The sequence below is a fragment of the Janthinobacterium sp. SUN176 genome, assembly GCF_030587335.1.
In the GTDB taxonomy this organism is placed as follows: domain Bacteria; phylum Pseudomonadota; class Gammaproteobacteria; order Burkholderiales; family Burkholderiaceae_D; genus Janthinobacterium; species Janthinobacterium kumbetense.
The window spans coordinates 38,735-62,858 of record NZ_JAPWIA010000008.1; the positions used below are offsets into that span (position 1 = coordinate 38,735).

18 protein-coding genes, 1 tRNA gene and 1 pseudogene are annotated in these 24,124 nt (G+C 59.3%); 6 read left to right on the forward strand and 14 right to left on the reverse strand.

Annotation, left to right across the window (positions count from 1 at the left end; all coding sequences use genetic code 11):
* Positions 1-110: 110 nt before the first annotated feature.
* Entirely contained in the window at positions 111-2,105 is a 1,995-nt protein-coding gene (locus O3299_RS27800; protein WP_305063663.1) for a methyl-accepting chemotaxis protein, read from the forward strand.
* A gap of 16 nt (positions 2,106-2,121) precedes the next feature.
* On the opposite strand, the gene O3299_RS27805 is transcribed toward O3299_RS27800, so the two are convergent.
* On the reverse strand, positions 2,122-2,634 hold the full coding sequence (locus tag O3299_RS27805) for a co-chaperone YbbN (RefSeq protein ID WP_289905824.1): 513 nt from the start codon (positions 2,632-2,634) through the stop codon (positions 2,122-2,124).
* Between the two features lie 148 nt (positions 2,635-2,782).
* Between O3299_RS27805 and O3299_RS27810 the strand changes: the two genes are divergently transcribed.
* The 4 genes from O3299_RS27810 to O3299_RS27825 all read left to right on the forward strand — a co-directional run bounded on the left by O3299_RS27810 (position 2,783) and on the right by O3299_RS27825 (position 7,416).
* On the forward strand, positions 2,783-3,004 hold the full coding sequence (locus tag O3299_RS27810; protein ID WP_251349418.1) for a DUF3349 domain-containing protein: 222 nt from the start codon (positions 2,783-2,785) through the stop codon (positions 3,002-3,004).
* Positions 3,005-3,083: 79 nt separating this feature from the next.
* Positions 3,084-4,250 (forward strand): HPP family protein, encoded by a 1,167-nt coding sequence (locus tag O3299_RS27815; protein ID WP_305053818.1) that lies wholly within the window; start codon positions 3,084-3,086, stop codon positions 4,248-4,250.
* Positions 4,247-5,344 (forward strand): M48 family metallopeptidase, encoded by a 1,098-nt coding sequence (locus tag O3299_RS27820; protein WP_305053817.1) that lies wholly within the window; start codon positions 4,247-4,249, stop codon positions 5,342-5,344. The genes O3299_RS27815 and O3299_RS27820 overlap by 4 nt, the downstream gene beginning before the upstream one ends.
* Positions 5,345-5,604: 260 nt before the next feature.
* On the forward strand, positions 5,605-7,416 hold the full coding sequence (locus O3299_RS27825) for a DUF885 family protein (RefSeq protein WP_305063664.1): 1,812 nt from the start codon (positions 5,605-5,607) through the stop codon (positions 7,414-7,416).
* 73 nt (positions 7,417-7,489) lie between these two features.
* Here the strand turns inward: O3299_RS27825 and O3299_RS27830 are convergent, their stop codons facing one another.
* The 3 genes from O3299_RS27830 to O3299_RS27840 all read right to left on the reverse strand — a co-directional run bounded on the left by O3299_RS27830 (position 7,490) and on the right by O3299_RS27840 (position 9,962).
* Positions 7,490-8,329 carry an HDOD domain-containing protein gene (locus O3299_RS27830; RefSeq protein ID WP_099668278.1) on the reverse strand — a complete coding sequence of 280 codons (840 nt, stop codon included), beginning with the start codon at positions 8,327-8,329 and terminating at the stop codon, positions 7,490-7,492.
* Between the two features lie 76 nt (positions 8,330-8,405).
* Positions 8,406-9,107 carry an ArsR family transcriptional regulator gene (locus O3299_RS27835; RefSeq protein ID WP_305063665.1) on the reverse strand — a complete coding sequence of 234 codons (702 nt, stop codon included), beginning with the start codon at positions 9,105-9,107 and terminating at the stop codon, positions 8,406-8,408.
* Positions 9,108-9,311: 204 nt separating this feature from the next.
* A complete protein-coding gene (locus O3299_RS27840; RefSeq protein ID WP_289899545.1) occupies positions 9,312-9,962 on the reverse strand; it encodes a TetR/AcrR family transcriptional regulator C-terminal domain-containing protein in 651 nt (216 codons plus the stop codon).
* 80 nt (positions 9,963-10,042) lie between these two features.
* Between O3299_RS27840 and O3299_RS27845 the strand changes: the two genes are divergently transcribed.
* The gene (locus tag O3299_RS27845; protein ID WP_305053814.1) at positions 10,043-11,488 is read left to right on the forward strand and encodes an FAD-dependent monooxygenase; all 1,446 of its coding nucleotides are present in this window, start codon (positions 10,043-10,045) and stop codon (positions 11,486-11,488) included.
* Between the two features lie 67 nt (positions 11,489-11,555).
* Here O3299_RS27845 and rpoC read toward each other — a convergent pair whose 3' ends face one another.
* The 10 genes and pseudogenes from rpoC to O3299_RS27895 form a co-directional block, all read right to left on the reverse strand.
* Positions 11,556-15,797 (reverse strand): DNA-directed RNA polymerase subunit beta', encoded by a 4,242-nt coding sequence (gene rpoC / locus O3299_RS27850; protein ID WP_034753138.1) that lies wholly within the window; start codon positions 15,795-15,797, stop codon positions 11,556-11,558.
* A gap of 109 nt (positions 15,798-15,906) precedes the next feature.
* The gene (gene rpoB / locus O3299_RS27855; RefSeq protein ID WP_077398780.1) at positions 15,907-20,013 is read right to left on the reverse strand and encodes a DNA-directed RNA polymerase subunit beta; all 4,107 of its coding nucleotides are present in this window, start codon (positions 20,011-20,013) and stop codon (positions 15,907-15,909) included.
* A 232-nt stretch (positions 20,014-20,245) separates the two neighbouring features.
* Positions 20,246-20,617 carry a 50S ribosomal protein L7/L12 gene (gene rplL, locus O3299_RS27860; protein WP_070223390.1) on the reverse strand — a complete coding sequence of 124 codons (372 nt, stop codon included), beginning with the start codon at positions 20,615-20,617 and terminating at the stop codon, positions 20,246-20,248.
* Positions 20,618-20,684: 67 nt separating this feature from the next.
* Positions 20,685-21,224 (reverse strand): 50S ribosomal protein L10, encoded by a 540-nt coding sequence (rplJ, locus tag O3299_RS27865; RefSeq protein WP_034753621.1) that lies wholly within the window; start codon positions 21,222-21,224, stop codon positions 20,685-20,687.
* 320 nt (positions 21,225-21,544) lie between these two features.
* Positions 21,545-22,240, reverse strand: a complete 696-nt coding sequence (gene rplA, locus O3299_RS27870; protein WP_034753134.1) for a 50S ribosomal protein L1 — start codon at positions 22,238-22,240, stop codon at positions 21,545-21,547.
* The gene (gene rplK, locus O3299_RS27875) at positions 22,240-22,674 is read right to left on the reverse strand and encodes a 50S ribosomal protein L11 (RefSeq protein WP_034753131.1); all 435 of its coding nucleotides are present in this window, start codon (positions 22,672-22,674) and stop codon (positions 22,240-22,242) included. The genes rplA and rplK overlap by 1 nt, the downstream gene beginning before the upstream one ends.
* Positions 22,675-22,789: 115 nt before the next feature.
* Positions 22,790-23,416 carry a transcription termination/antitermination protein NusG gene (gene nusG / locus O3299_RS27880; RefSeq protein ID WP_077398778.1) on the reverse strand — a complete coding sequence of 209 codons (627 nt, stop codon included), beginning with the start codon at positions 23,414-23,416 and terminating at the stop codon, positions 22,790-22,792.
* Positions 23,416-23,799 (reverse strand): preprotein translocase subunit SecE, encoded by a 384-nt coding sequence (gene secE, locus O3299_RS27885; protein WP_010394308.1) that lies wholly within the window; start codon positions 23,797-23,799, stop codon positions 23,416-23,418. The genes nusG and secE overlap by 1 nt, the downstream gene beginning before the upstream one ends.
* A gap of 32 nt (positions 23,800-23,831) precedes the next feature.
* Positions 23,832-23,907: transfer RNA gene (locus tag O3299_RS27890), tRNA-Trp, on the reverse strand.
* 66 nt (positions 23,908-23,973) lie between these two features.
* Positions 23,974-24,124, reverse strand: a pseudogene (locus O3299_RS27895) (elongation factor Tu); the annotation flags it as partial.

The window sequence follows — 24,124 nt, forward strand, 5'->3', positions numbered from 1 at the left end:
AATACGGCATTCCTCCCCTATATTTCCCCTATCCGTCGCTATACTGCGCACTTGCCTGTGCATGTTTGGCAACCTCTGCCAGTCGCGCAGGCCCATTCCCAGGGTCGTCCATGCATCTGCTTCGCCACCTTTCCATCCAGAAAAAATTGATGTTCAGCATGGGTTTGTGCCTGCTGCTGTTCATGGGCATTTCATCGTTCCTCAGCGTGCGCATGAGCAGCGATTATGTGCGCGAGCGCGTCGTCGGCCAGGAGCTGCCGGCCCAGGTGGGCGAAATCCGCAACGACGTGCTGCGACAGATCAGCCAGCCGCTGTCCGTGGTACAGACGATGGCGAATGATGTCTTTCTGCAAGATTGGGAAGACGCGGAGTTGGCCGACAGCGGCATGGCCACTTTCCAGCGCTACGCCAGGATGCTCAAGGAAAAAAACAAGGCGGCCGTCGTCAGCTGGAGTTCACAAGCGGCATCCAGGTACATGACCGATGCGGGCCTGATCCGCACGCTGGACAAGCAGTTGCCAGCCGATCACTGGTTCTTCAGCATGCTCGGCGAAAACAAACAGCACACGATCAATCTGGATCGCGATCCGGCCTCGGGCAGTTTCATGCTGTTCCTGAATGCGCGCGGCCAGACAGCCGGTGGCAAGGCCGTCATTGCAGGCATGGGCTTGAGCGTCGACGCCATGGCCGAGACCATCCGCAGCTACAAGGTCGGCCAGACGGGCCATGTCTACCTGGTACGTGCCGACGGCAGCCTGCTGATCCACCGCGATCCGGCCTTGGCCGACGGCAAGCATCAATTGAAGGACTTGCCCGGCTTTAGCGCGGCACTGAGCAAGACTCTGCTGACGGGCAACAAGTACGCGTACGCCATCTACGACGCGCCGGCGGGACGCCAGTTCGTCGCCGCCTCCTTCGTGCCGGAATTGAATCTGTATGTGATGGCCGAAGTGCCGGAAGCGGAAGTGCTGGGCAACGTCACGCGTTCGGCCCTGATCGCTGCCCTGATCGCCGGCCTGGTGGGCGGCGGCATCGCCCTGCTCATCATTTATGTCATCAGCCGCGCCATCGCCGCCCCCGTCGCGCGCGCGGCCGACATGCTCAGCGAAATCGCCAGCGGGAACGGCGACTTGAGCCGCCGCATGCCCGTCGAATCCGAAGACGAGGTCGGCGCCCTGGCCGCCGCCTTCAACCGCTTCGTCGCGTCGCTGAACGTGACGATACGCGAAGTTAGCGACAGTACCGGGGCGATTACCAGCGCATCGAGCCAGATCGCGTCGGGCAACCTGGACCTGTCGGCGCGTACGGAAGCCCAGGCGTCAAGCCTGGAAGAGACGGCGGCGGCCATGGAAGAACTGACATCGACAGTGAAACAGAACGCGGATAACGCGCGTCAGGCAAACCAACTGGTGGTGTCGGCTTCAAGCCACGCCGTCAAGGGGGGCGAAGTAGTCGGACAAGTCGTGCAAACGATGGGCGCGATTACGGAGAGTTCCCGCAAGATCGCAGATATTATCGGCGTGATCGACGGCATTGCCTTCCAAACCAATATCCTCGCGCTGAACGCAGCGGTCGAGGCGGCGCGCGCGGGCGAACAGGGACGCGGCTTTGCCGTGGTGGCAACCGAGGTGCGCAACCTGGCGCAGAGGTCAAGCCAGGCGGCGAAGGAAATCAAGGACTTGATCGTCGACTCGGGCAGCAAGGTGAACGCGGGCAGCAAACTGGTCGACTCGGCCGGCGCTACCATGCAGGACATCGTCGTCTCCGTGCAAAGAGTCGCCGACCTGATGGGAGAAATCGCCTCGGCCAGCCAGGAGCAAAGCCAGGGCATCGCGCAAGTCAATGCCACGGTCACGCAGATGGATGACGCCACCCAGCAAAATGCGGCGCTGGTGGAAGAAGCGGCGGCGGCAGCCCAGTCCTTGCAGGATCAGGCTGGGCGGCTGGCGCAGGTGGTCAGCGTCTTCAAGCTGGAAGAAACCGGGCATGCCGCGCAGCAGCCGGCCGGCAAGCCGGCGCTGCCCAAGCCGGCCCGTCCAGCACTGGCCAAGGCAGCAGCAGCGCGCCCGACAGCGCCGGCCAGCGATGCGTGGGAAGAATTTTAAGGGTGCTGGAAAACGCTTAAATCGCCGGCGCTTTCACGCTTGCCGCTTGCTTGAAGAAATCATAAATGCCGCTCTCGCTCATGCGGCGGGCATTCGCCAGTTCGCCGCCCTTGGTGGCGTACAGCACCTGGTTGTTGTCGCTCGATACGAGCACGGCGGCGGGGATGCCTTTCTTGAGCGGATTGCCATAGGCTTGCGCCACGTCAAGGTTATGGTCGAAGTTACCCACGTCGACCTTGACGACCTTGAACTGCTGTTGCATCAGCTCGGCATTCTTGCCTTCCTTCAAGGCCTTGTCGAGCGCGCGGCAATCCTCGCACCAGTTGGCGCCAAAGATCAGCAGGACTGGCACGTGCGCCGCCTTGGCCTCGGCCAGCGCGCGGGCCACGTCGGCCTTGGCATCGGCCGCCGCGTTATACGGCAAATGCGGCGTGGCGACGGGGTTGGCCGGCGTCGGGGCGGCGGCAACGGCGGTGCCGGCAAGCAGCAGGCTGGCAAAGAAAAGGGAAACGAAACGGGAAACGCGCATGCGGGACTCCTGAGAGAGATCGTGAAGCCAGCTGAACAGCTGCCAGCGGGCGTGATTGTCTAGAATATGCGTACCTGTAGGAAATATCCACCATTTAATTGCACTGTGCTTATGCGAAAAACGTATAAGCACGCCAAGGATAAGCCACTTGAACATGCCAGACAGCCTGCCCCCAACGCTATCCGGCGCCGCGCGCATGCTGTGCAGCGCCTATCCCGGCGGCATGCCAGACTCGGCGTACTTCGCCGTGCTGGACCTGTTGTATGAACACTTTTCCGACCGCAACCTGGCCGAGCTGATGGCCGCCATCGCGGCCGTCGGGAACTTGCTGGCGCGGCACGGCCTGCACGCCGTCTGCGCCGGGGATTAATGCCCGCAGGCAGCGAAATGGAACGCATGGGATAATATCGGGCTCACACAGAGCAACGCGGCCCGAACGCGCCCTCCCCATGACGACTTCTTTCCTGGCACGCTGGCTGCCGCAACCAAACAACGGCAGCCGCCGCGAACAAGCGCGTGCCTGCGCGGGCGCCATCTGCGGTCTGTTGCTCACTGGACTCATCTGCCATTTCCTGCTGGCCCCCGACAGCGCCAGTGTCTACCTGATCGCGCCCATGGGCGCCTCTGCCGTGCTGCTGTTCTGCCTGCCGGCCAGCCCGCTGGCGCAACCGTGGTCCGTGGTGGGCGGCAACGTCGTCTCCGGCCTGGTGGGCATGGCTTGCGTGAAGTGGCTGGGATCGAGCGTAGGCGTGGCGGCCCTGGCCGCCTGCCTGGCCATCGGCGCCATGTTTGCCCTGCGCTGTTTGCATCCGCCGGGCGGGGCCGTGGCGCTCACCACCGTGGTCGGCGGCGCCAGCGTGCATGCGGCCGGCTTTGAGTTCGTCTTCATCACCGTGCTGTTCAATTCCGCCGTGCTGGTTGCTTGCGCCGTGCTGTACAACAACCTGACGGGGCGTCGCTACCCGCACATCCAGCAACTGGTGGCACCGCATCCGCACGCCACCCGGGATGACGTGCCCAGCAACCGCCTGGGCTTTTCGCCGGACGACCTCGATGCCGTCTTGCGCCAGCACAGCGAAGTGCTCGATATCAGCCGCGACGATTTGCAAGCCATCTTCCTGCAAACGGAAATGCGCGCCTACCAGCGCCGTTTCGGCGTCGTCACCTGCGCCGACATCATGTCAAAGGATGTGCTCAGCGTGGAATTCGGCACGCCGCTCGATGTTGCCTGGCGTACCATGCGCGAGCACCAGGTGGGCGCCCTGCCCGTGCTGAACCGGGCGCGCCGCGTCATCGGCATCATCACGCAGACGGATTTCCTGCGCCATGGCGGCCTCGACGATTATCAAGGCATGCGCCAGCGCCTGCGCGGCTTGCTGCAGCGCAGCGGCCTGTCCCACGGCGACAAGCCGGAAGTGGTGGGCCAGCTGATGACGCCGTCGCCGCACACGGCCCGCCTGGGCACGCCCATCATCGACCTCGTGCCCCTGATGGCCGACGCCGGCTACCACCATATTCCCATCCTCGACGAGGATGAACGCCTGGCCGGCATCATCAGCCAGTCCGACCTGATGGCGGCCCTGTACGAAAGCCGCTTTGCCGAGGCCGCCGCATGACGCCCTTCCAGGCACTGCTGACCGGTCCCGATGGCGGCCCGGCTGGCACGCCTGTCAGCGCACATTTCTTTGGCACCCAGCTCGCCATCGATGCGCCCGGCCATGGTGTCGACGTGGCGCAGCTGGTCGTCAGCGTGGGCGGCGTCGACGGGCCGGAACTGTTCCTGAACTGGCTCGACGAACAAGGACGACAAGCGTCGCTGAAACCGCTCGGCGCGGAGGACATCGCCATCGTCTTGCGCGAAGCGCCGGCGGCGCTGCAACCGCAACTGCAGCGTTTGTGGGGCGAGCGCCAGCGCAACCGGCGGCAGGTGTCGGGCTGGCTGCTCGGTTTGACGGGCGCCGCCGTCGTCGCCACGGCCCTGCTGTGGTGGCAAGGCGGCCATGCCGTCGGCGCGCTGGCGGGGCTGATTCCCCTGTCGACGGAAAAGCAGCTGGGCGAACTGGCCCTGGCGCAAGTACGCGCGCAAGGCAGCATCAGCGAGAGCGGCGTGGCGCAGCAAACAGTGCAGGAAATCGGCCGCCAGCTGACGACCGGTTCGCGCTACCAGTACCGCTGGCTCGTCAAGCAGGACGACACGGTCAACGCGTTTGCCATGCCGGGCGGCATCATCGTCGTGCATACGGGCTTGCTGCGCCAGGCGGGGGATCCGGGCGAGCTGGCCGGCGTGCTGGCGCATGAAGTGCAGCACGTGGAGCAGCGCCATTCGTTGCGACAAATGATCAGCAGCCTGGGCTGGGGCGCCCTGATGGGCGTGACCATCGGCGACATCAGCGCCGTGGCCGCCATGCTGGCGCACCAGGCCGGCACCCTGTATTTCAGCCGCGACATGGAAGAAGAGGCGGATCGCCTGGGTTTGCTGGCCTTGCAGCGCGCGCGAATCCGCCCGGACGGCATGCTGCGCTTTTTCCAGAAGCTCGACGACAAGGACAAGGCCAGCGTACCGGGATGGATTTCCTCACACCCGCAAACGGCGGCACGCGCGCAGCAGATCCGCAGCCTGATCGCTGCCACGCCCTGCCCTGCCTGCGCCCCCTTGGTCAGCCAGCACTGGCAGGCGATGAAAGCCCTGGTCGCGTCAGCGGACAAATAGCAACATTTCTCCCGCACAATTTGTCCAAACGCACTGGGCAATGGCGTATGCTTACGCCCCGGCTGTTCCATCTTGAACGGCCACCCCGACCCCGCCAAGAACGCCTATCAAAACCTACTGCGCGTCGTAATTTGCGGTCTGCGATGCTCACTGTACCTTCGTACAGTTGCGCTTCTCGACCACAACTTCCTTCCGCTCGCTACGGTTTTATTAGGCGTTGTAAGCCTCCGTTCATTCCCTCCTTACAAAGGATCTCGCGCATGAAGCATCGTTTTGCCGCCGGCACCCTCGGCACCCTGGCCATCTCCCTGTTGCTCGCCCATGCGCCCATGGCGCAAGCGGCCCAGCCCGCAGCCAAAACCGTGGCCGTCAGCGCACCCAAAGCGAAGCAGCAGCTGCAAGTGCTGGCCGACCAATACTATGATGCGCTGGCCCGTTTCGAGCCGATCAATGCCACCGAGAGCGGCGACAACCGTTTCGACGACCAGATCGGTTCAGCCATCGTGCCCGCCGCGCGCGCAAAACAATTCGCCCTGTACCGCCAGTACCAGAAGACCCTGCGCAGCATTGCCCGCGCGCAGCTGTCGCACCAGGACCAGATCAACTACGATATCCTCGACTATGAACTGGCCACGGCGCTGAGCTTCGAACGCTTCCCCGAATACCTATTGCCCCTGAACCAGATGGACAGCATGCCCGTCACCTTGGCCAATTATGCGGGCGGAGAGGCATCGCAGCCTTTGACCACGGTCAAGGAGTATGACGCTTACCTGAGCCGTATTGGCCAGTTGCCGGGCTGGATAGACCAGGCCATCGCCAATATGCGGGTCGGCATGCAAAAAAGCATCGTGCTGCCGAAGGCGCTGACGGAATCGGCATTGCCGCAATTCAAGAAACTCGTCAGCGCCACGCCGCAGGAGAGCGTCTATTACACGCCCATCAAGAACTTGCCGGCCAGCTTTTCCGACGCGGACAAGGCGCGCCTGACGCAAACCTACACCGTCATCATCGAGGCCAAGCTGATGCCTGCGCTGCAGCGCCTGTCCACCTTCATGGAACGCGATTACCTGCCGGCCGGCCGCACGAGCAGCGGCTGGAGCGCCCTGCCCGATGGCGCCAGCTGGTACCAGGCGCGCGTGGCCAGCAGCACCACCACGGATTTGAAGCCGGAGCAAATCCACGCCATCGGCTTGAAGGAAGTGGCGCGCATCCAGGAACAATACGCGATCGTGGGCCCGAAGATGGGCTACAACGGCCCTGCGGCCGGCTTGCCCGTGTGGGTGTCGGAACAGGCGAAATACCGCCCGTTCAAGACGGAGCAGGAAGTGCTCGACGTCTACCGCAAGCTGAACGTGCTGCTGGACAGCAAATTGCCAGCCCTGTTCACCCTGGTGCCGAAGGCGCCGCTGGACTTGCGCCTGGAACCCGAACTGAGCCGCGACACGGCCGCCGACCACTACACGGCGCCGGCCGCCGACGGTTCGCGCCCGGGCGTGTTCTGGTCCGTCGTCACGGATCCGAAACTGTATGGCGACACGGGCATGACCACCCTGTTCCTGCACGAAGGCAAGCCAGGCCACCATTTCCACCTGGCGCTGGTGCAAGAGATGGACTTGCCGAACTTCCGCCGTTTCGGCGGCAACAATGCCTTCACGGAAGGCTGGGCCCTGTATGCGGAAACCCTGGGCAAGGAAATGGGCCTGTTCGAGGATCCGGCCCAGTATTTCGGCCACTTGAACGACGAGATGCTGCGCGCCGTGCGCCTGGTGGTCGACACGGGCTTGCACACCAAGGGCTGGACGCGCGAGCAGACGATCAAGTACATGCGCGACACCCTCGGCTATGACGCCGTGGCGAAAAGCGAAACGGAACGCTACATGGCGTGGCCGGGCCAGGCGCTGGGCTACAAGATCGGTTCGCTGAAAATCGTCGAACTGCGCCAGCGCGCGCAGCAAGCGCTGGGCGACAAGTTCAGCCTGCCGAAGTTTCACGAAGTGGTACTCGGCGACGGCACCCTGCCCCTGAAGCTGCTGGAAGCCAAGGTCGACCGTTGGATCGCGCAGCAGAAGTAAGCGGCAGCGCCTGAAAACAAAACGGCAGCACCTCGATGGCGCTGCCGTTTTTTTTCGCCGCCGGCGTTTCCAGCTACACCAGCAGCGCGGCGCTCATCGAGTGTACTTCCTCGGCCGATTCGGCCAGGATGCTTTGCAGGGTCTCGTTGTCGATAATGAAATCTATGACGGAATCGGAGGGCGTGAGCATTTCCACGTACGTCAGCTGCAAGGGCGACGGCACGGGTGACAGTTGCTTGGCCAACAACAAGGTATCGAGCAGGGAGTCGGGCGGGATGGATAGCAAGCCATCGCGCAAGCCTTCGATGGCTTCGCTCACGGCCAGCGGGATCAGCAGCTTCTTCATGACTTCGCGGGAAATGATCTCTTCGGCGGACTCCATCCAGTGATCCGTATCGTCGTCGAGCAAGCCGGGGAACTCATCGGCACGCGACAGCAAATAAAAGCCTCCCACCTCATGCACGATACCGGCGAACAGCGCCGTGTCGGCATCGACGTGCGTCACGCGGCGGGCCAGCACGTGCGCCAGCGCCGCCACGTGGGCCGTGTGCTCCCACAGCTGGGTCGCCTTCTGGCGCAGGACGGGGTCGATGATCTTGCTGCCAAACTGGCGCACCACCATGGCCGCCACCAGCGCGTACAGATTGCGGTAACCCATGCGCATCACGGCGGCGCGCACGCTGGTCACGGGCGCCGCATCGCCGCGGCTGTACACGGCCGAATTGGCCAGCGCGACCGTGCGCGCCGCCAGCAAGGGTTCGCCCAGAACCAGCTTGATCGCATGATCGATATGGCAGTCCGGTTCAGCCAGGGCCAATTGCAATTGCAATGCGGAATTCACACTCGTGGGAAACGTTAATTCTCCCCGCACTGCCTGGGAAACAATTAAACCGAAAGCCTGTAGTTTATTCATCATACGATCAATCCGCCTCAGATATTTTTCCAGCCAAAAATTTCATATGTCAGAAATTGAATGCCAGGCCCGGCCTTTAGAATACAGATGGCGTGTCATTCGCCTGCATGGAAGAATCTGGCAATGCCAGCGCATGCAATTGTGATTCATCGCCGATGACAAACAACTTCGGCTGCTGTAATACCTGCAGCAGAAATGGCTGGCCTTCACGCAGACGCCGGCGATAATCGGCCAGCGTATATAAGTTGGGATTGATTTTACGCCTCAAGGTTCGCTCGGCCGGCGCCAATCCCGTCAACAGATCGCCATAATTGGCTTCTTCGCCCACCAGCAGCAAATCGATGGCGCTGCCAGGCATGTCCTGTCCCTTCGCCGTGGCACCCGACACGAATGCCAGGTGCAACTGGGCACGCAAGGGCGCCAGCGTCATGCTGAGGACGCCAACGATGCCAAAAGTTTTCTGCACCAGTCCGCTCAATTCCGGATACACGAGGCTTTCCTTGTTGGGCCAGAAGCGCCGCACATTGCCGATCCGCTCCGACGTGATCAGGCCGGACTCATGCAAGCGGCGCAGCTCCCGTTGCGCCGACGCGCTGCCAAGGCCGGTCAGGCGCATGATCTCGTTCAAGTGAAAGCCTTCATTCACGCGGACAAACAGCAATCCCAGCAGTTTCTGCTGGGCGGGAGTAAACAGGGCTTGGGCAATCATGCGCCAAATCTTAGCATGAATAAACTGATAATTGGCGTGGCCCGCTATCGACGGGGATTTGCGCAACATATATGCCGGCCGCGACCAGTGGCGGCCGTGCTGGCGGGTACTCGGCATCGCCGGACACGCCACGGCACGCCCCGTAACGGCGCCGAGGAGGAAAATCAATGTGAGCGCTCACTGCAAAGCGAACAAGGCAACAGTACAATGCGCGAAAAAAGAGAAAGATGATTGAATATGCCTGGCCATCAAAATATATGGATGCCGGACAGATCAATTATATATACCTTGATTCGTTTTAATTTTTTCCCGCAAGCCGATCATAATCAAATCGAGACCCGCATTAAAACGGTCGTCGATTTCCGCATTAAAGATGGCATCCATGGATGCGAGCACGTGCGGATAATGGTCGGCCGCCATGGCGGCGAAAGCGGCACGCCGGTTCGATAATGCATACATCGCGGCGCTTCCCGGTCCCGTGCCTTGCGCTTCCATGACAAAACCGAGCACATAATAGAGCAGCGTAAATGCGCTCCAGCTGGCCAGTTTCTCCGATGCCCCGGCTGCACGCATCGGGCCGATTAACGCTTCGGCGACGCGAAACACGTTTTCCGATATCACATAGGTACCGCCAAAGACGCGCACGCCATCGCGGCGGGCCGATAACGCCGCGCGCAGTTGCGCCGCCACCTGGCGCAACTGCGCTTCCCAGCCCGCATCCGCATCGACGTTCCTTGCCACGTCTTCGATCAGCACGTCGGCCATGCCATCAAGCAAAGCCTGCTTGTTCGCAAAATGCCAGTACAGCGAAGCGGCCTTGATGCCCATCGCGTCGGCCAGGCGACGCATGGTCAAGCCTTCGATACCCACTTCGTCCAGCAGCTCGAGCGCCCTGGCCACCACGGCTTCGCGTTGAATTTTCATTTTCCTGTCATTTCCCTTGAAACTCTAACGTCGTTAGTTTACCATTTTACACAGACTAACAACGTTAGATTGAGAGCGACATGCACAATAGCGATATCGAAGTCATCATCGTCGGCGCCGGCCCCGTCGGCCTGACCCTGGCCTGCGAATTGCGCCTGGCCGGCATCCGCGTGGCCATCCTGGAACGGCGGCCGCAGCGCAGCGCGCATTCGCGTGCGCTGACCATCCATGGCCGCACCCTGGAAATGCTGGGCTTGCGGGGCCTGGACCAGCGCTTTGTTGCGCTGGGCACGCCCTTGTCCAGCGGCCACTATGCGGGCCTCGATACCCGGCTCGATTTTTCCGGCTTCGACACGCCCCATCCCTACACCTTGTTCCTGCCGCAAAACACGACGGAACGCCTGCTGGAAGAGCAATTGCTGGAAGACGGCGTGGCAATTGTTCGCGGCGCGCTCGTGGAACAGACACAGCAGGATGACGATGGCGTCACGGTGGCCGGCACGCACGACGGCGCTCCATTCTGCCTGCGTGCCCGTTACCTGATCGGCACCGATGGCGCTCGCAGCCTCGTGCGCCAGCAGGCGGGCATCGCCTTCGACGGCGTGGCGGCCACGTGCAGCATGCTCATGGGAGATGTGCGGCTGCGCCATCCACCCGCGTCACCCATGCTGTCCCTGACGAACGCAGCGGGTAGCCTGATGATCGTGCCGCTGGGGCAAGGCCGCCACCGCGTCATCACCCTGAGTGCGCGCCGTCCCCAGGCTGCGGCGGCGGAAGCGGCCACCGTGGAGGAGTTGTCGCAGGCCAGCACGGCCATCGCGGACCACGATTTCGGCCTGCATGACGCCAGCTGGCTGTCGCGCTTCAACGACGAAACACGGTTGGCCCGGCGCTATCGCCAGGGACGCGTCTTCCTGGCCGGCGATGCCGCCCACATCCACATGCCGGCAGGCGGCCAGGGCATGAACGTGGGAATGCAGGACGCGATGAACCTGGGCTGGAAGCTAGCCGGCGTACTCAAGGGCTATGCGCCGGACAGCCTGCTCGACAGCTACCATGCGGAGCGCCATCCCGTTGGCGTGTCGTTGCAGCACAATACCCTCGCGCAAACGGCCATGCTGACGCGTTTTGACGCGCGCACCCTGGCCCTGCGCGCCACCATCAGCGACATGCTGGCGCAACCGGACGTCAACCGCGCGCTGGCCAGCGAGTTGTCCGGCTTTGGCGTGCGCTATCCCATCTCGCTGGGCTCTGACGCGAGCGCCGGCAGCGCAGACTGGATCGGCAGACGCGTGCCCGACTGGTTGCTGCGCCTAGCCGACGGCACGGCCGTGGGCATCCATGAACTGTTGCACGCGGGAAAATGGCTGCAGTTGGTCGTTGGCAATGCCGCGCACGCAGTACAACCGTATCGTTTCGATGCGGCCTGGCTCACCTCGCTGACCATCAAACCCGGCTGCCAGCCACTGGCCGGCATCAAAAGCCTGATGATCCGGCCCGATGGCTATGCGGACCATGCGGTCTGATTGACTTATCTCAAGACGAAAAAAAACGGCACCCGAAGGTGCCGTTCTTGTCAGCTAGCAGCGCAGATTACGCTTCGTCGCCGTGGTGTTGCTGGGTTTCGATGTCCTGCAGCGCTTCGGCAGCTTCGCCAGCCATCGAGGCTTTCTCGGCCAGCAGCAGCGCTTGACGCTCTTCCACTTCCCACGCTTCTTTCTCTTTGCGTGCGCGGTGGAAGGCCAGACCCGTACCGCCAGGAATCAGACGGCCGACGATGACGTTCTCTTTCAGGCCGCGCAGACCATCGCGCTTGCCCATGATCGCCGCTTCGGTCAGCACGCGGGTGGTTTCCTGGAACGATGCGGCCGAGATGAACGAATCGGTCGACAGCGATGCCTTGGTAATACCCAACAAGACGTTTTCGTAGGTCGCTGGAATCTTGTTCTCAACGGCCATGCGATCGTTCTCGTCCAACAGTTCCGAACGCTCTACCTGCTCGCCAACGATGTAGTTGGTGTCGCCGGCATTGACGATCTGAACGCGGCGCAGCATCTGACGCACGATCACTTCGATGTGCTTGTCATTGATCTTCACGCCTTGCAGACGGTACACGTCTTGCACTTCGTCAACGATGTAACGTGCCAGCGCTTCGATACCCAGCAGGCGCAGGATGTCTTGCGGATCGGCCGGGCCGTCCACGATCATCTCGCCCTTATTCACGACTTGGCCGTCATGCACCAGCACTTGTTTGTCCTTGGTAATCAAGAACTCATGCTTGTTGCCGTCCATGTCCGTGATTTCCAGACGCTGCTTGCCCTTGGTTTCTTTACCGAACGCAACCGTACCCGTGACTTCCGCCAGCATACCGGCATCTTTCGGCGAGCGCGCTTCGAACAGTTCCGCAACACGTGGCAGACCACCGGTAATATCGCGCGTTTTTTGCGATTCGGTAGGAATACGTGCCAGCACTTCACCCACCGATACCTGTTGACCGTCCTTGACCATGATCAGTGCGCCGACCTGGAAGCCGATCGCCACCGAGTGTTCGGTGCCGGCGATCTTGACTTCTTCGTTCGCGTCGTTGATCAGCTTGACTTGCGGACGCAACGTTTTCGTCAACGAACCGCGACGTTTCGCATCGATCGCCACCAGGGTGGACAGACCGGTCACTTCGTCGACCTGACGGGCTACGGTGACGCCTTCTTCGACGTTCTCGAAACGCACTTGACCGGCGTATTCGGTAATGATCGGACGGGTCAGCGGATCCCACGTTGCCAGGGCCGTACCGGCCTTGATGACCATGCCGTCCTTGACGATCAGGGTCGCGCCGTACGGTACTTTATGACGCTCACGCTCACGGCCATGGTCGTCGGTAATCAGCACTTCGCCGGAACGGGAAATGACGATTTGCGCGCCCTTGCCGTTCGTCACGTAACGCATGGTTGCCGTGAAGCGGATGGTACCGTTCGACTTGGCTTCCACCGACGATGCCACTGCTGCACGCGATGCCGCACCACCAATGTGGAACGTACGCATGGTCAGCTGGGTACCCGGCTCACCAATCGACTGCGCTGCCACCACACCGACGGCTTCGCCGGCGTTGACCAGCATGCCGCGGCCCAGGTCGCGGCCATAGCATTTGGCGCACAGGCCGAAGCGCGTGTCGCAAGTCAGTGGCGTGCGAACCTTGACTTCATCGATGGACAGACGTTCGATCTCTTCGACCATGTCTTCGTCCATCAAGGTGCCGGCTTCGTACAGCGTTTCCTGGGTTTCAGGATTGACGACGTCATGCACCACCACGCGGCCGAGGATACGGTCACGCAACGGTTCGATGACTTCACCACCTTCGACCAGTGCCTTCATGACGGCGCCGTTCATGGTGCCGCAATCGTCCTCGATCACCACCAAGTCTTGCGTCACGTCAACCAGACGACGCGTCAGGTAACCGGAGTTAGCCGTCTTCAACGCCGTATCGGCCAGACCTTTACGCGCACCGTGGGTCGAAATGAAGTACTGCAAAACGTTCAGACCTTCGCGGAAGTTCGCGGTAATCGGCGTTTCGATAATCGAGCCATCCGGTTTGGCCATCAGACCACGCATACCGGCCAACTGGCGAATCTGGGCTGCGGAACCGCGCGCGCCGGAGTCGGCCATCATGTAAATGGCGTTGAACGATTCTTGCGTCGACTTGGTGCCGTCGCGGCGGATCACGTCTTCGACTTTGAGCTGGTCCATCATGGCCTTGCCGACTTCATCCGAGGTCTTGCCCCAGATATCGACTACCTTGTTGTAACGCTCGCCGGCGGTCACGAGACCCGAGGCGTATTGCTGTTCGATCTGCTTGACTTCCGATTCGGCCGTCGCGATCAGGGTAACTTTTTGAGGCGGTACCAGCATGTCGTCGACGCAGATCGAGATACCGGCGCGTGTCGCCAGGCGGAAACCCGATTGCATCAGTTTGTCTGCGAACACCACGGTGGCGCGCAGGCCGCACTTGCGGAACGACGTGTTGATCAGCTTGGAAATTTCTTTCTTTTTCAGCGCGCGGTTCAGGACGGAGAACGGCAAGCCTTTAGGCAGAATTTCCGACAGGATCGCACGGCCGATCGTCGTTTCGTAGCGGGTAACCGTTTTCTCGAATTCGCCCGTTTCGGCGTTTTTCGGGTATTCGGTAATACGCACGGTAACGCGGGTCGTCAGTTCGACTTCCTTGTTGTCGTAGGCGCGGATCACTTCCGATACGTCAGGGAACATCATCCCTTCGTTCTTCGCATTGATCGCTTCGCGGGTCGCGTAGTACAGACCCAGCACGATATCCTGGGAAGGAACGATCGATGGTTCGCCGTTCGATGGGAACAGGATGTTGTTCGATGCCAGCATCAAAGTGCGTGCTTCCATCTGCGCTTCGATCGACAGAGGAACGTGGACCGCCATTTGGTCACCGTCAAAGTCGGCGTTGAATGCGGCGCAGACGAGCGGATGCAGCTGGATGGCCTTGCCTTCAATCAGGACTGGCTCGAACGCCTGGATACCCAGACGGTGCAAGGTAGGTGCGCGGTTCAACATGATCGGATGTTCACGGATCACGTCTTCCAGGATGTCCCACACGACCGGCTCTTGAATCTCGACCAGCTTTTTCGCAGCCTTGATCGTGGTAGCCAGACCCATCAGTTCCAGTTTATTGAAAATGAATGGTTTGAACAGTTCCAGCGCCATCAGTTTCGGCAAGCCGCACTGATGCAGTTTCAATTGCGGGCCCACGACGATGACCGAACGACCGGAGTAATCGACGCGTTTGCCCAGCAAGTTTTGACGGAAACGGCCGCCCTTGCCCTTGATCATCTCTGCCAGCGATTTCAGCGGACGCTTGTTGGCGCCGGTCATCGCTTTGCCGCGACGGCCGTTGTCCAGCAGCGAATCGACCGCTTCTTGCAGCATGCGCTTTTCGTTGCGCGTGATGATCTCTGGAGCACGCAGCTCCATCAGGCGTTTCAGACGGTTGTTACGGTTGATGACGCGGCGATACAGATCGTTCAGATCCGAGGTCGCGAAACGGCCGCCATCCAGCGGTACCAGCGGACGCAGTTCCGGCGGCAGCACTGGCAGCACTTCCATGATCATCCAGTCAGGCTTGATGCCCGAACGTTGGAACGCTTCCAGCACTTTCAGGCGCTTCGCGTATTTCTTGATCTTGGCTTCGGATTTCGACTCCTTCAGTTCCACGCGCAGGGTTTCGGCATCGCGGTGGATGTCGATCGAGCGCAGCAGTTCACGGATACCTTCGGCGCCCATGAAGGCGGTGAAGTCGTCGCCGTACTCTTCGTACTTGGCGGCGTAGTCGTCTTCCGACATGATCTGGCATTTTTTCAGCGGGGTCATGCCTGGATCGGTCACGACGTATGCTTCAAAGTACAGCACGCGTTCGATGTCCCGCAGGGTCATGTCCAGGACCATGCCCAGACGCGACGGCAGCGACTTCAGGAACCAGATGTGCGCGGTAGGCGAAGCCAGCTCGATGTGGCCCATGCGCTCGCGGCGCACCTTGGCCAGGGTGACTTCGACGCCGCACTTTTCGCAGATCACGCCGCGGTGTTTCAGGCGCTTGTACTTGCCGCACAGGCATTCGTAATCCTTGATCGGGCCAAAGATCTTGGCGCAGAACAGGCCGTCGCGCTCAGGCTTGAAGGTACGGTAGTTGATGGTTTCCGGCTTCTTGACTTCGCCGTAGGACCACGAACGGATTTTCTCAGGCGAAGCGAGACCGATCTTGATTGCATCGAAGGTCTCGTTGGTCTGTACTTGCTTGAATAGATCGAGCAGTGCTTTCATGTATCACTCCAGAGGTGATTAAATTTCTATATTCCTGAGACTACATTGCCCGGCGTGGTTTCCCAGCCGGGCTTTGTGTTTCCCAAACCAAATGACAGGTGGCTGTCTTTTAGTTGCGTTCGAGGTCGATATCGATACCCAGCGAACGGATTTCCTTGACCAGCACGTTGAACGATTCCGGCATGCCGGCGTCGATCACGTGGTCGCCCTTGACGAGGTTCTCGTACACTTTGGTACGGCCATTCACGTCATCGGACTTGACGGTCAACATCTCTTGCAAGACATACGACGCGCCATACGCTTCCAGTGCCCAGACTTCCATCTCACCGAAACGCTGACCACCGAACTGGGCTTTACCGCCCAGTGGCTGTTGCGTCACCAGCGAGTAAGGACCGGTCGAACGCGCATGCATCTTGTCATCAACCAAGTGATGCAGTTTCAGCATGTGCATGACGCCGACAGTAACCTTGCGCTCGAACGCTTCACCGGTGCGACCGTCATACATGGTCACCTGGTTTTTCGAAGCGGTCATGCCCAGGTTCTTGGCGATGTCGTCCGGATACGCCAGGTCCAGCATGCGGCGGATCTCTTCTTCATTGGCACCGTCGAACACTGGCGTGGCGAATGGAACACCTTTTTTCAGGTTTTCCGCCAGCTTCATGATCTCTTCGTCGTCGAAGTCGTTCAGCTCTTCGGCACGGCCGTTGTCGTTGTAGATCGTCGTCAGGTACTTGCGCACTTGCTCGACCTTGGTTTGCGCCTTCAGCATTTCGCCGATGCGGATACCCAGACCCTTGGCAGCCCAGCCCAAGTGAGTCTCGAGAATCTGACCAACGTTCATCCGCGAAGGAACGCCCAGTGGGTTCAGCACAACGTCGGCTGGCGTGCCGTCGGCCATGTATGGCATATCTTCCACAGGAACAATACGGGAAACCACACCCTTGTTACCGTGGCGACCTGCCATCTTGTCGCCCGACTGCAGGCGGCGTTTCACGGCCAGGTACACCTTGACCATTTTTTGCACGCCTGGTTGCAGCTCATCGCCTTGCGTCAGTTTCTTGCGCTTCTCTTCGAAGGCCAGATCGAACTGGTGACGCTTCTCGTTGATCGATTCCTTGATCGCTTCCAGCGCTACTGCTGCATCGTCGTCCGCAGGGCGGATGTCGAACCAGTGGTATTTGTCCAGATCGGCCAGGTATTCCTTGGTGATCTTGGCGCCTTTGGCCAGCTTTTTCGGGCCGCCGTTGACAACTTTGCCGATCAGCATTTTTTCCAGACGCTGGAAGGCATCGCCTTCAACGATACGCATCTGGTCGTTCAAATCCAGACGGAAGCGTTTCAGTTCGTCATCGATAATTTGCTGAGCACGCTTGTCGCGCACGATGCCTTCACGGGTGAAGACTTGCACATCGATCACGGTACCGATCATGCCCGAAGGCACGCGCAGCGAGGTGTCTTTCACGTCCGACGCTTTTTCGCCGAAGATCGCGCGCAGCAGCTTCTCTTCCGGGGTCAGCTGGGTTTCGCCTTTAGGCGTTACCTTACCGACCAGGGTGTCGCCGGCTTGTACTTCCGCACCGATGTAGACGATACCGGACTCATCAAGACGAGCCAGCTGGTTTTCAGCCAGGTTCGAAATGTCGCGCGTAATTTCTTCCGCGCCCAGTTTCGTGTCACGGGCGACTACCGACAACTCTTCGATGTGAATCGAGGTGTAGCGGTCGTCCTTGACGACGTTTTCCGAGATCAGGATCGAATCTTCGAAGTTCAGACCATTCCATGGCATGAAAGCCACGGTCATGTTCTGGCCCAGCGCCAATTCACCCAGGTCGGTCGATGCGCCGTCGGCGATCACGTCGCGCTTGGCAACACGGTCGCCCACCTGCACGATAGGACGCTGGTTGATGTTGGTGTTCTGGTTCGAACGGGTGTACTTGATCAGGTTGTAGATGTCGACGCCCACTTCACCAGCGGTTGCTTCGTCATCGTTGACGCGAATCACGACACGGCCCGCATCGATGTAATCGACGATACCGCCACGCAGCGCTTGCACGGTGGTGCCCGAGTCGACCGCAACGGTGCGTTCGATACCGGTACCGACCAGCGCTTTTTCCGGACGCAAGCAAGGCACAGCCTGGCGTTGCATGTTGGCGCCCATCAATGCACGGTTCGCATCATCGTGTTCGAGGAACGGAATCAGCGAAGCAGCGACGGAAACGATCTGGCCTGGCGCCACGTCCATGTACTGGATGCGCTCTGGAGAGACCAGGATGGTTTCGCCGGCTTCACGGGCCGAGACCAGTTCATCGGACAGCATGCCTTCGTCGTTGATGGTCGCATTCGCCTGAGCGATGATGTAGCGACCTTCTTCGATGGCGGACAGGTAGTCGATCTGATCGGTAATCTTGGAGCCTTCGACCTTGCGGTACGGGGTTTCCAGGAAGCCATATTCATTCAGGCGGGCATACAGAGCCAGCGAGTTGATCAGACCAATGTTCGGACCTTCCGGTGTCTCGATCGGGCAGACACGGCCGTAGTGGGTCGGATGCACGTCGCGCACTTCAAAGCCGGCGCGTTCGCGTGTCAGACCGCCGGGTCCCAGAGCCGATACGCGGCGCTTGTGGGTAATTTCCGACAGAGGATTGGTTTGGTCCATGAACTGCGACAGCTGGGACGAACCGAAGAACTCGCGAATCGCGGCCGAAATCGGCTTCGAGTTGATCAGGTCGTGCGGCATCAGGTTGTCTGCTTCGGCTTGGCCGAGGCGTTCCTTGACGGCGCGTTCAACACGCACCAGGCCGGCGCGGAATTGATTCTCGGCCAGTTCGCCCACGCAACGTACGCGACGGTTACCCAGGTGATCGATATCGTCGACTTCGCCGCGGCCATTGCGCAGTTCCACCAGGATCTTGATCACGGCCAGCACGTCTTCGTTCGACAGGGTCATGGCGCCGGTCAGTTCATCGCGGCCAATGCGGCGGTTGAACTTCATGCGGCCCACGGCCGACAGGTCGTAGCGGTCCGAGTTGTAGAACAGGCCATTGAACAGCGCTTCAACGGAATCTTCCGTTGGCGGTTCGCCTGGACGCATCATGCGGTAGATCGCCACTTTCGCAGCCATCTGGTCGGCGGTGTCGTCGATACGCAGGGTTTGCGAGATGTAGGCGCCCTGATCCAGGTCGTTGGTGTACAAGGTCTGGATCTCGGAAATGTTGGCATCGCGCAAGCGACCCAGCAAGTCTTCCGTCAGCTCATCGTTCGCGGACGCGACGACTTCACCGGTGTCGCCATCGACGATATTCTTCGCCAATACGCGGCCCAGCAGGTAGTCTTCCGGTACGGAAATGTGCTTGATGCCGGCAGCTTCGATATCACGCACGTGTTTCGCGTTGATACGCTTGTCTTTCAGCACCAGGGTCTTGCCCGACTTGTCGACGATGTCAAAGCGCGCCACTTCGCCGCGCAGACGTTCGGAGACGAATTCCATTTCCGCGCCTTCGGAGCGCAGGTTGAAATTGTCGAAGACAAAGAAATTCGCCAGGATTTGCTCGTGCGACATGCCGATGGCTTTGAGCAGGATCGTCACTGGCATCTTGCGGCGGCGGTCGACGCGGAAGAACAGGATGTCTTTCGGGTCGAACTCGAAGTCCAGCCACGAACCGCGGTAAGGAATGATACGCGCGGAGAACAGCAGCTTGCCCGACGAGTGGGTCTTGCCGCGGTCGTGCTCGAAGAACACGCCAGGCGAACGGTGCAGCTGGGAAACGATAACCCGCTCCGTGCCGTTGATGACGAACGAACCGGTGGTCGTCATGAGCGGCAATTCGCCCATGTAGACTTCCTGTTCTTTCATTTCCTTGACGACAGGTTTGGTTGGCGATTCCTTGTCCAGGATCACCAGGCGCACTTTCGCGCGCAGCGGCGACGCGAACGTCAGGCCACGTTGTTGACATTCTTTGACGTCAAAGGCAGGATCGCCCAGAACGTACGACAAGAATTCGAGACGCGCAAAACCATTGTGCGAAACGATAGGGAAAATCGAAGTGAAAGCCGACTGCAGGCCATCATTCTTGCGGCCGGACGGTGCTATGTCCTCTTGCAAGAAACTATGATAAGACTCGAGCTGGGTCGCCAGCAGGAACGGAACGTGGTGAACGTTGGCGCGCTTCGCGAATGATTTGCGAATGCGTTTCTTCTCAGTAAATGAGTAGTGCATGGACACTCCGTGAGTGACAGAAAGGATAGAAAATTCAGGTTTTGCAAGTGTTCGTTTGCACCGCTGCGTGTGACACAGACGAAACCTCAAGGCTCTGCTTTCCGGCTTGAATCGAACAAAACTGCTGCTACAAATACGATACAGACGACAAAGGAGCCAAAGTCGGATTTCCCCCCTTGCGAGGGGAAACCTCAGACTTTGACTCGGGCGCTAACTGACGCCGGTACAGATATTACTTCATCGAAGCGGTTGCGCCGGCTTCTACCAGTTTCTTAACTGCTGCTTCAGCATCAGCTTTCGACACTGCTTCTTTCACAGTTTTTGGTGCGCCATCGACCAGGTCTTTAGCTTCTTTCAAGCCCAGGCCGGTGATTTCGCGAACTGCTTTAATGACGCCAACTTTGTTTGCGCCGAAGGTGTCCAGAACAACGTTGAACTCGGTTTGCTCTTCAGCAGCTGCTGCTGGGCCTGCTGCAGGACCGGCCGAAGCCATCGCTGCTGCGGACACGCCGAATTTTTCTTCGAATGCTTTAACCAGGTCGTTCAGGTCCATTACGGACATGGCGCTAACTGCTTCCAGGATATCGTCTTTGCTAATTGCCATTTTGAAACTCCTAAATTTATTACGTTAGTTACATCAGATTGGTACTGAGAGAAAAAAGCGCGCGCAATTAAGCGGCTGCTGGGGCTTCTTCTGCTGCTGCTTCTGCAGGAGCTTCGGCGCCTTCGCCTTTTTTCGCTGCCAGGGCAGCCAGACCACGTGCAAAGCCCGAAACCGGAGCCAGCATAACGCCCAACAACTGCGAAATGAGAACTTCACGGCTAGGAATGCTCGCCAACGCGGTGACAGCAGCTGTATCCAGCGGCTTGCCTGCGTAGTTACCTGCTTTGATGACCAGTTTGTCGTTGGTTTTAGCGAAGTCAGCGATGACTTTAGCTGCTGCAACGGCATCGGCCGAGATCGAGTAGATCAACGGGCCGGTCATGGCATCTGCCAGGCTGGCGAATGCGGTACCTTCAACGGAGCGACGAGCCAGAGTGTTTTTCAACACACGCAGGTACACGCCTTGGGCACGCGCTTTAGCACGCAGTTGCGTCAAGTGACCAACCTGGATGCCACGATATTCGGCCACGACGATCGTTTGCGCATTTGCTACTTGTGCGGAAACTTCGGCGACGACGGCCTTTTTGTCATTCAGATTGAGACTCACGGTCAACCTCCTTAAATGATGTTCGGCAATCACAACCGAGTGGTTGAGCGCCTTGCATCGGTTCGAACACGGCGTCCGAAGTCAAGAAGTACTAAACTGAGCGGATGGATTCACGCAGCATGAGGACTACAAAACTTGTTCGGGTACACCATCTGCGTTGGGCACTCGCCGTTGCCGGCAAGCCTATTAACCTTCTGCATGTGCGATCGCAGTCGGCCCAACGGTCTTTGATTGTCTGCCTGCCCGGTGCGAACACCGGGCAGACAGCCCAAAGATGCGCCCGCAGCGCCCGAAGGCGCTACAGGACTTGATTCTGTTACTTAAGCTGCCAGGCTAGCCTGGTCAACACGGACGCCAGCGCCCATGGTCGACGACAGCGAAACTTTGCGCAGGTACACGCCTTTGCTCGATGCTGGCTTGGCTTTGTTCAGTGCGTCGATCAGTGCGACCAGATTCGATTTCAGATCTGCGTCAGCGAAGGATTTACGGCCGATGGTAGCGTGGATGATACCGGATTTGTCGGTACGGTACTGAACTTGACCGGCTTTCGCGTTTTTCACGGCGGTAGCGACGTCAGGAGTAACAGTGCCAACTTTCGGGTTAGGCATCATGCCGCGCGGGCCCAGGATCTGACCCAGGGTACCAACGATACGCATGGTATCTGGCGAAGCGATAACGATATCGAAAGGCATGTCGCCGGCTTTGATCTGCTCAGCCAGGTCTTCCATACCAACGATGTCGGCGCCAGCTGCTTTAGCAGCTTCTGCTTTTTCGCCCGACGCGAATACTGCCACGCGTACGGTTTTGCCGGTACCAGCTGGCAGCACGACGGAGCCGCGCACCACTTGGTCGGATTTCTTAGGATCAACACCCAGTTGTACCGATACGTCGATCGATTCATTGAACTTGGCCGTTGCGCACTCTTTGATCAGAGCGACAGCGTTGTCGAAAGCGTACACTTTGGTACGGTCGACTTTGGCTTTCAAAGCCTTGATACGTTTGGATAACTTAGCCATTATACAACACCTTCCACCGTGATACCAATCGAACGAGCGGAACCAGCGATGGTGCGTACAGCAGCATCCATGTCGGCAGCGGTCAGATCAGGGGTTTTCAATTTAGCGATTTCTTCAGCTTGTGCGCGGGTCAGCGTACCGACTTTGTCGGTATGTGGCTTCGGCGAACCTTTGGTGATCGCAGCAGCTTTTTTGATCAGGTAGGTTGCTGGAGGCGTCTTCATCACGAACGTGAAGGACTTGTCCGCAAATGCGGTGATCACGACTGGAATCGGCATGCCTGGCTCCAGACCTTGGGTCTGTGCATTGAAGGCCTTGCAGAATTCCATGATGTTCAGACCACGTTGACCCAGAGCTGGACCGATTGGTGGGGATGGGTTTGCTTTACCAGCTGGCACTTGCAGCTTGATAAAACCAATGATTTTCTTTGCCATGATGGCTCCTATCTTGGATTGAGTAGTAGCGCCCCGCCGATCCTACCCTGGCGGGGCTCCTCTGACCGGATTTCGCTGAGACTGCCGCGACGCTCCTGGTGGCGCTTGATAATACTTAGACTTTTTCGACCTGGCCGAATTCGAGCTCTACCGGAGTAGCGCGACCGAAAATGGTGACCGAGACGCGCACTTTGGATTTCTCGTAATTGACTTCTTCGACATTGCCGTTGAAGTCGGTAAACGGACCATCCTTGATGCGTACTTGCTCGCCCACTTCGTACAAGGTTTTCGGACGGGGCTTTTCAACACCTTCCTGCATCTGCTTCATGATGCCGTCGATTTCGCGCGCGGAGATCGGCGTCGGCTTGTTCGACTTGCCACCAATGAAACCGGTAACCTTGCTGGTATTCTTGACCAAGTGCCAGCTTTCGTCCGTCATTTCCATTTCAACCAGCACATAGCCAGGATAGAAACGACGTTCGGTGACGGACTTGACACCATTCTTGACTTCGACCACTTCTTCGATCGGCACCAGGATCTGGCCGAACTGGTCTTGCATGCCCGCGCGTTCGATGCGCTCGGTCAGTGCGCGCATGACGCTTTTTTCCATGCCGGAATAAGCATGCACGACATACCAGCGCTTGCTGCTCACTGGCACGCTCAGCGCTGCACCAGTGTCCGCTACCGGAGCGTCGCCCGGAACGGACTCGTTCGCCGCTTCATCATGCACATTTTCGCTCATTATTTTTTCCAACCCAGAATTACGTCATACAACAAAAACTCGAGCAATTTATCCGTGCCCCACAGGAAAATCGCCATGACCAGCACAAAGGCAAACACGATCGCAGTAATCTGCGTGGCTTCTTTGCGGGTAGGCCAAACGACTTTCTTGGTTTCGCGCACAGCTTCTTTGGCGAAATTGAGAAATTCACGGCCGGTCGTCGAGACATACAAGAGCGCAACAGCAATAACCAAACCAGCCACAAGCGCGCTTGCACGCACCAGAGCTGGTTGGCCTGCCAGGTAATAAAACCCGACTACTCCTGCAATCGCAGCCACTATTGCCAGCGCGACTTTTATCTTGTCACTCGACGTGCTAACGGTTTGCACGGATTGATTTGACATTTTTCTACTTTCGGTGCCCTGCACCTTGACGGTGGCAGGGACGGAGGGCATCGAACCCCCAACCTTCGGTTTTGGAGACCGACGCTCTGCCAATTGAGCTACGTCCCTACGTAAAACTTTCGAGGAGTGCTATTCTACCACCCAGGACGCCCCGGGTGGAAGCATAACATTTCCTTATGCGATGATTTTTGCAACCACGCCGGCGCCGACGGTACGGCCGCCTTCGCGGATAGCGAAGCGCAGACCTTCTTCCATCGCGATCGGGTTGATCAGCTTGACGGTGATCGACACGTTATCGCCTGGCATGACCATTTCTTTGTCTGCT

Coding starts and splice junctions, on each gene's coding strand:
- O3299_RS27800 (WP_305063663.1), top strand. CDS start 111: ATGCATCTGCTTCGCCACCTTTCCATCCAGAAAAAATTGATGTTCAGC.
- O3299_RS27805 (WP_289905824.1), bottom strand. CDS start 2,634: ATGCGCGTTTCCCGTTTCGTTTCCCTTTTCTTTGCCAGCCTGCTGCTT.
- O3299_RS27815 (WP_305053818.1), top strand. CDS start 3,084: ATGACGACTTCTTTCCTGGCACGCTGGCTGCCGCAACCAAACAACGGC.
- O3299_RS27820 (WP_305053817.1), top strand. CDS start 4,247: ATGACGCCCTTCCAGGCACTGCTGACCGGTCCCGATGGCGGCCCGGCT.
- O3299_RS27825 (WP_305063664.1), top strand. CDS start 5,605: ATGAAGCATCGTTTTGCCGCCGGCACCCTCGGCACCCTGGCCATCTCC.
- O3299_RS27830 (WP_099668278.1), bottom strand. CDS start 8,329: ATGAATAAACTACAGGCTTTCGGTTTAATTGTTTCCCAGGCAGTGCGG.
- O3299_RS27835 (WP_305063665.1), bottom strand. CDS start 9,107: ATGTTGCGCAAATCCCCGTCGATAGCGGGCCACGCCAATTATCAGTTT.
- O3299_RS27840 (WP_289899545.1), bottom strand. CDS start 9,962: ATGAAAATTCAACGCGAAGCCGTGGTGGCCAGGGCGCTCGAGCTGCTG.
- O3299_RS27845 (WP_305053814.1), top strand. CDS start 10,043: ATGCACAATAGCGATATCGAAGTCATCATCGTCGGCGCCGGCCCCGTC.
- rpoC (WP_034753138.1), bottom strand. CDS start 15,797: ATGAAAGCACTGCTCGATCTATTCAAGCAAGTACAGACCAACGAGACC.
- rpoB (WP_077398780.1), bottom strand. CDS start 20,013: ATGCACTACTCATTTACTGAGAAGAAACGCATTCGCAAATCATTCGCG.
- rplL (WP_070223390.1), bottom strand. CDS start 20,617: ATGGCAATTAGCAAAGACGATATCCTGGAAGCAGTTAGCGCCATGTCC.
- rplA (WP_034753134.1), bottom strand. CDS start 22,240: ATGGCTAAGTTATCCAAACGTATCAAGGCTTTGAAAGCCAAAGTCGAC.
- rplK (WP_034753131.1), bottom strand. CDS start 22,674: ATGGCAAAGAAAATCATTGGTTTTATCAAGCTGCAAGTGCCAGCTGGT.
- nusG (WP_077398778.1), bottom strand. CDS start 23,416: ATGAGCGAAAATGTGCATGATGAAGCGGCGAACGAGTCCGTTCCGGGC.
- secE (WP_010394308.1), bottom strand. CDS start 23,799: ATGTCAAATCAATCCGTGCAAACCGTTAGCACGTCGAGTGACAAGATA.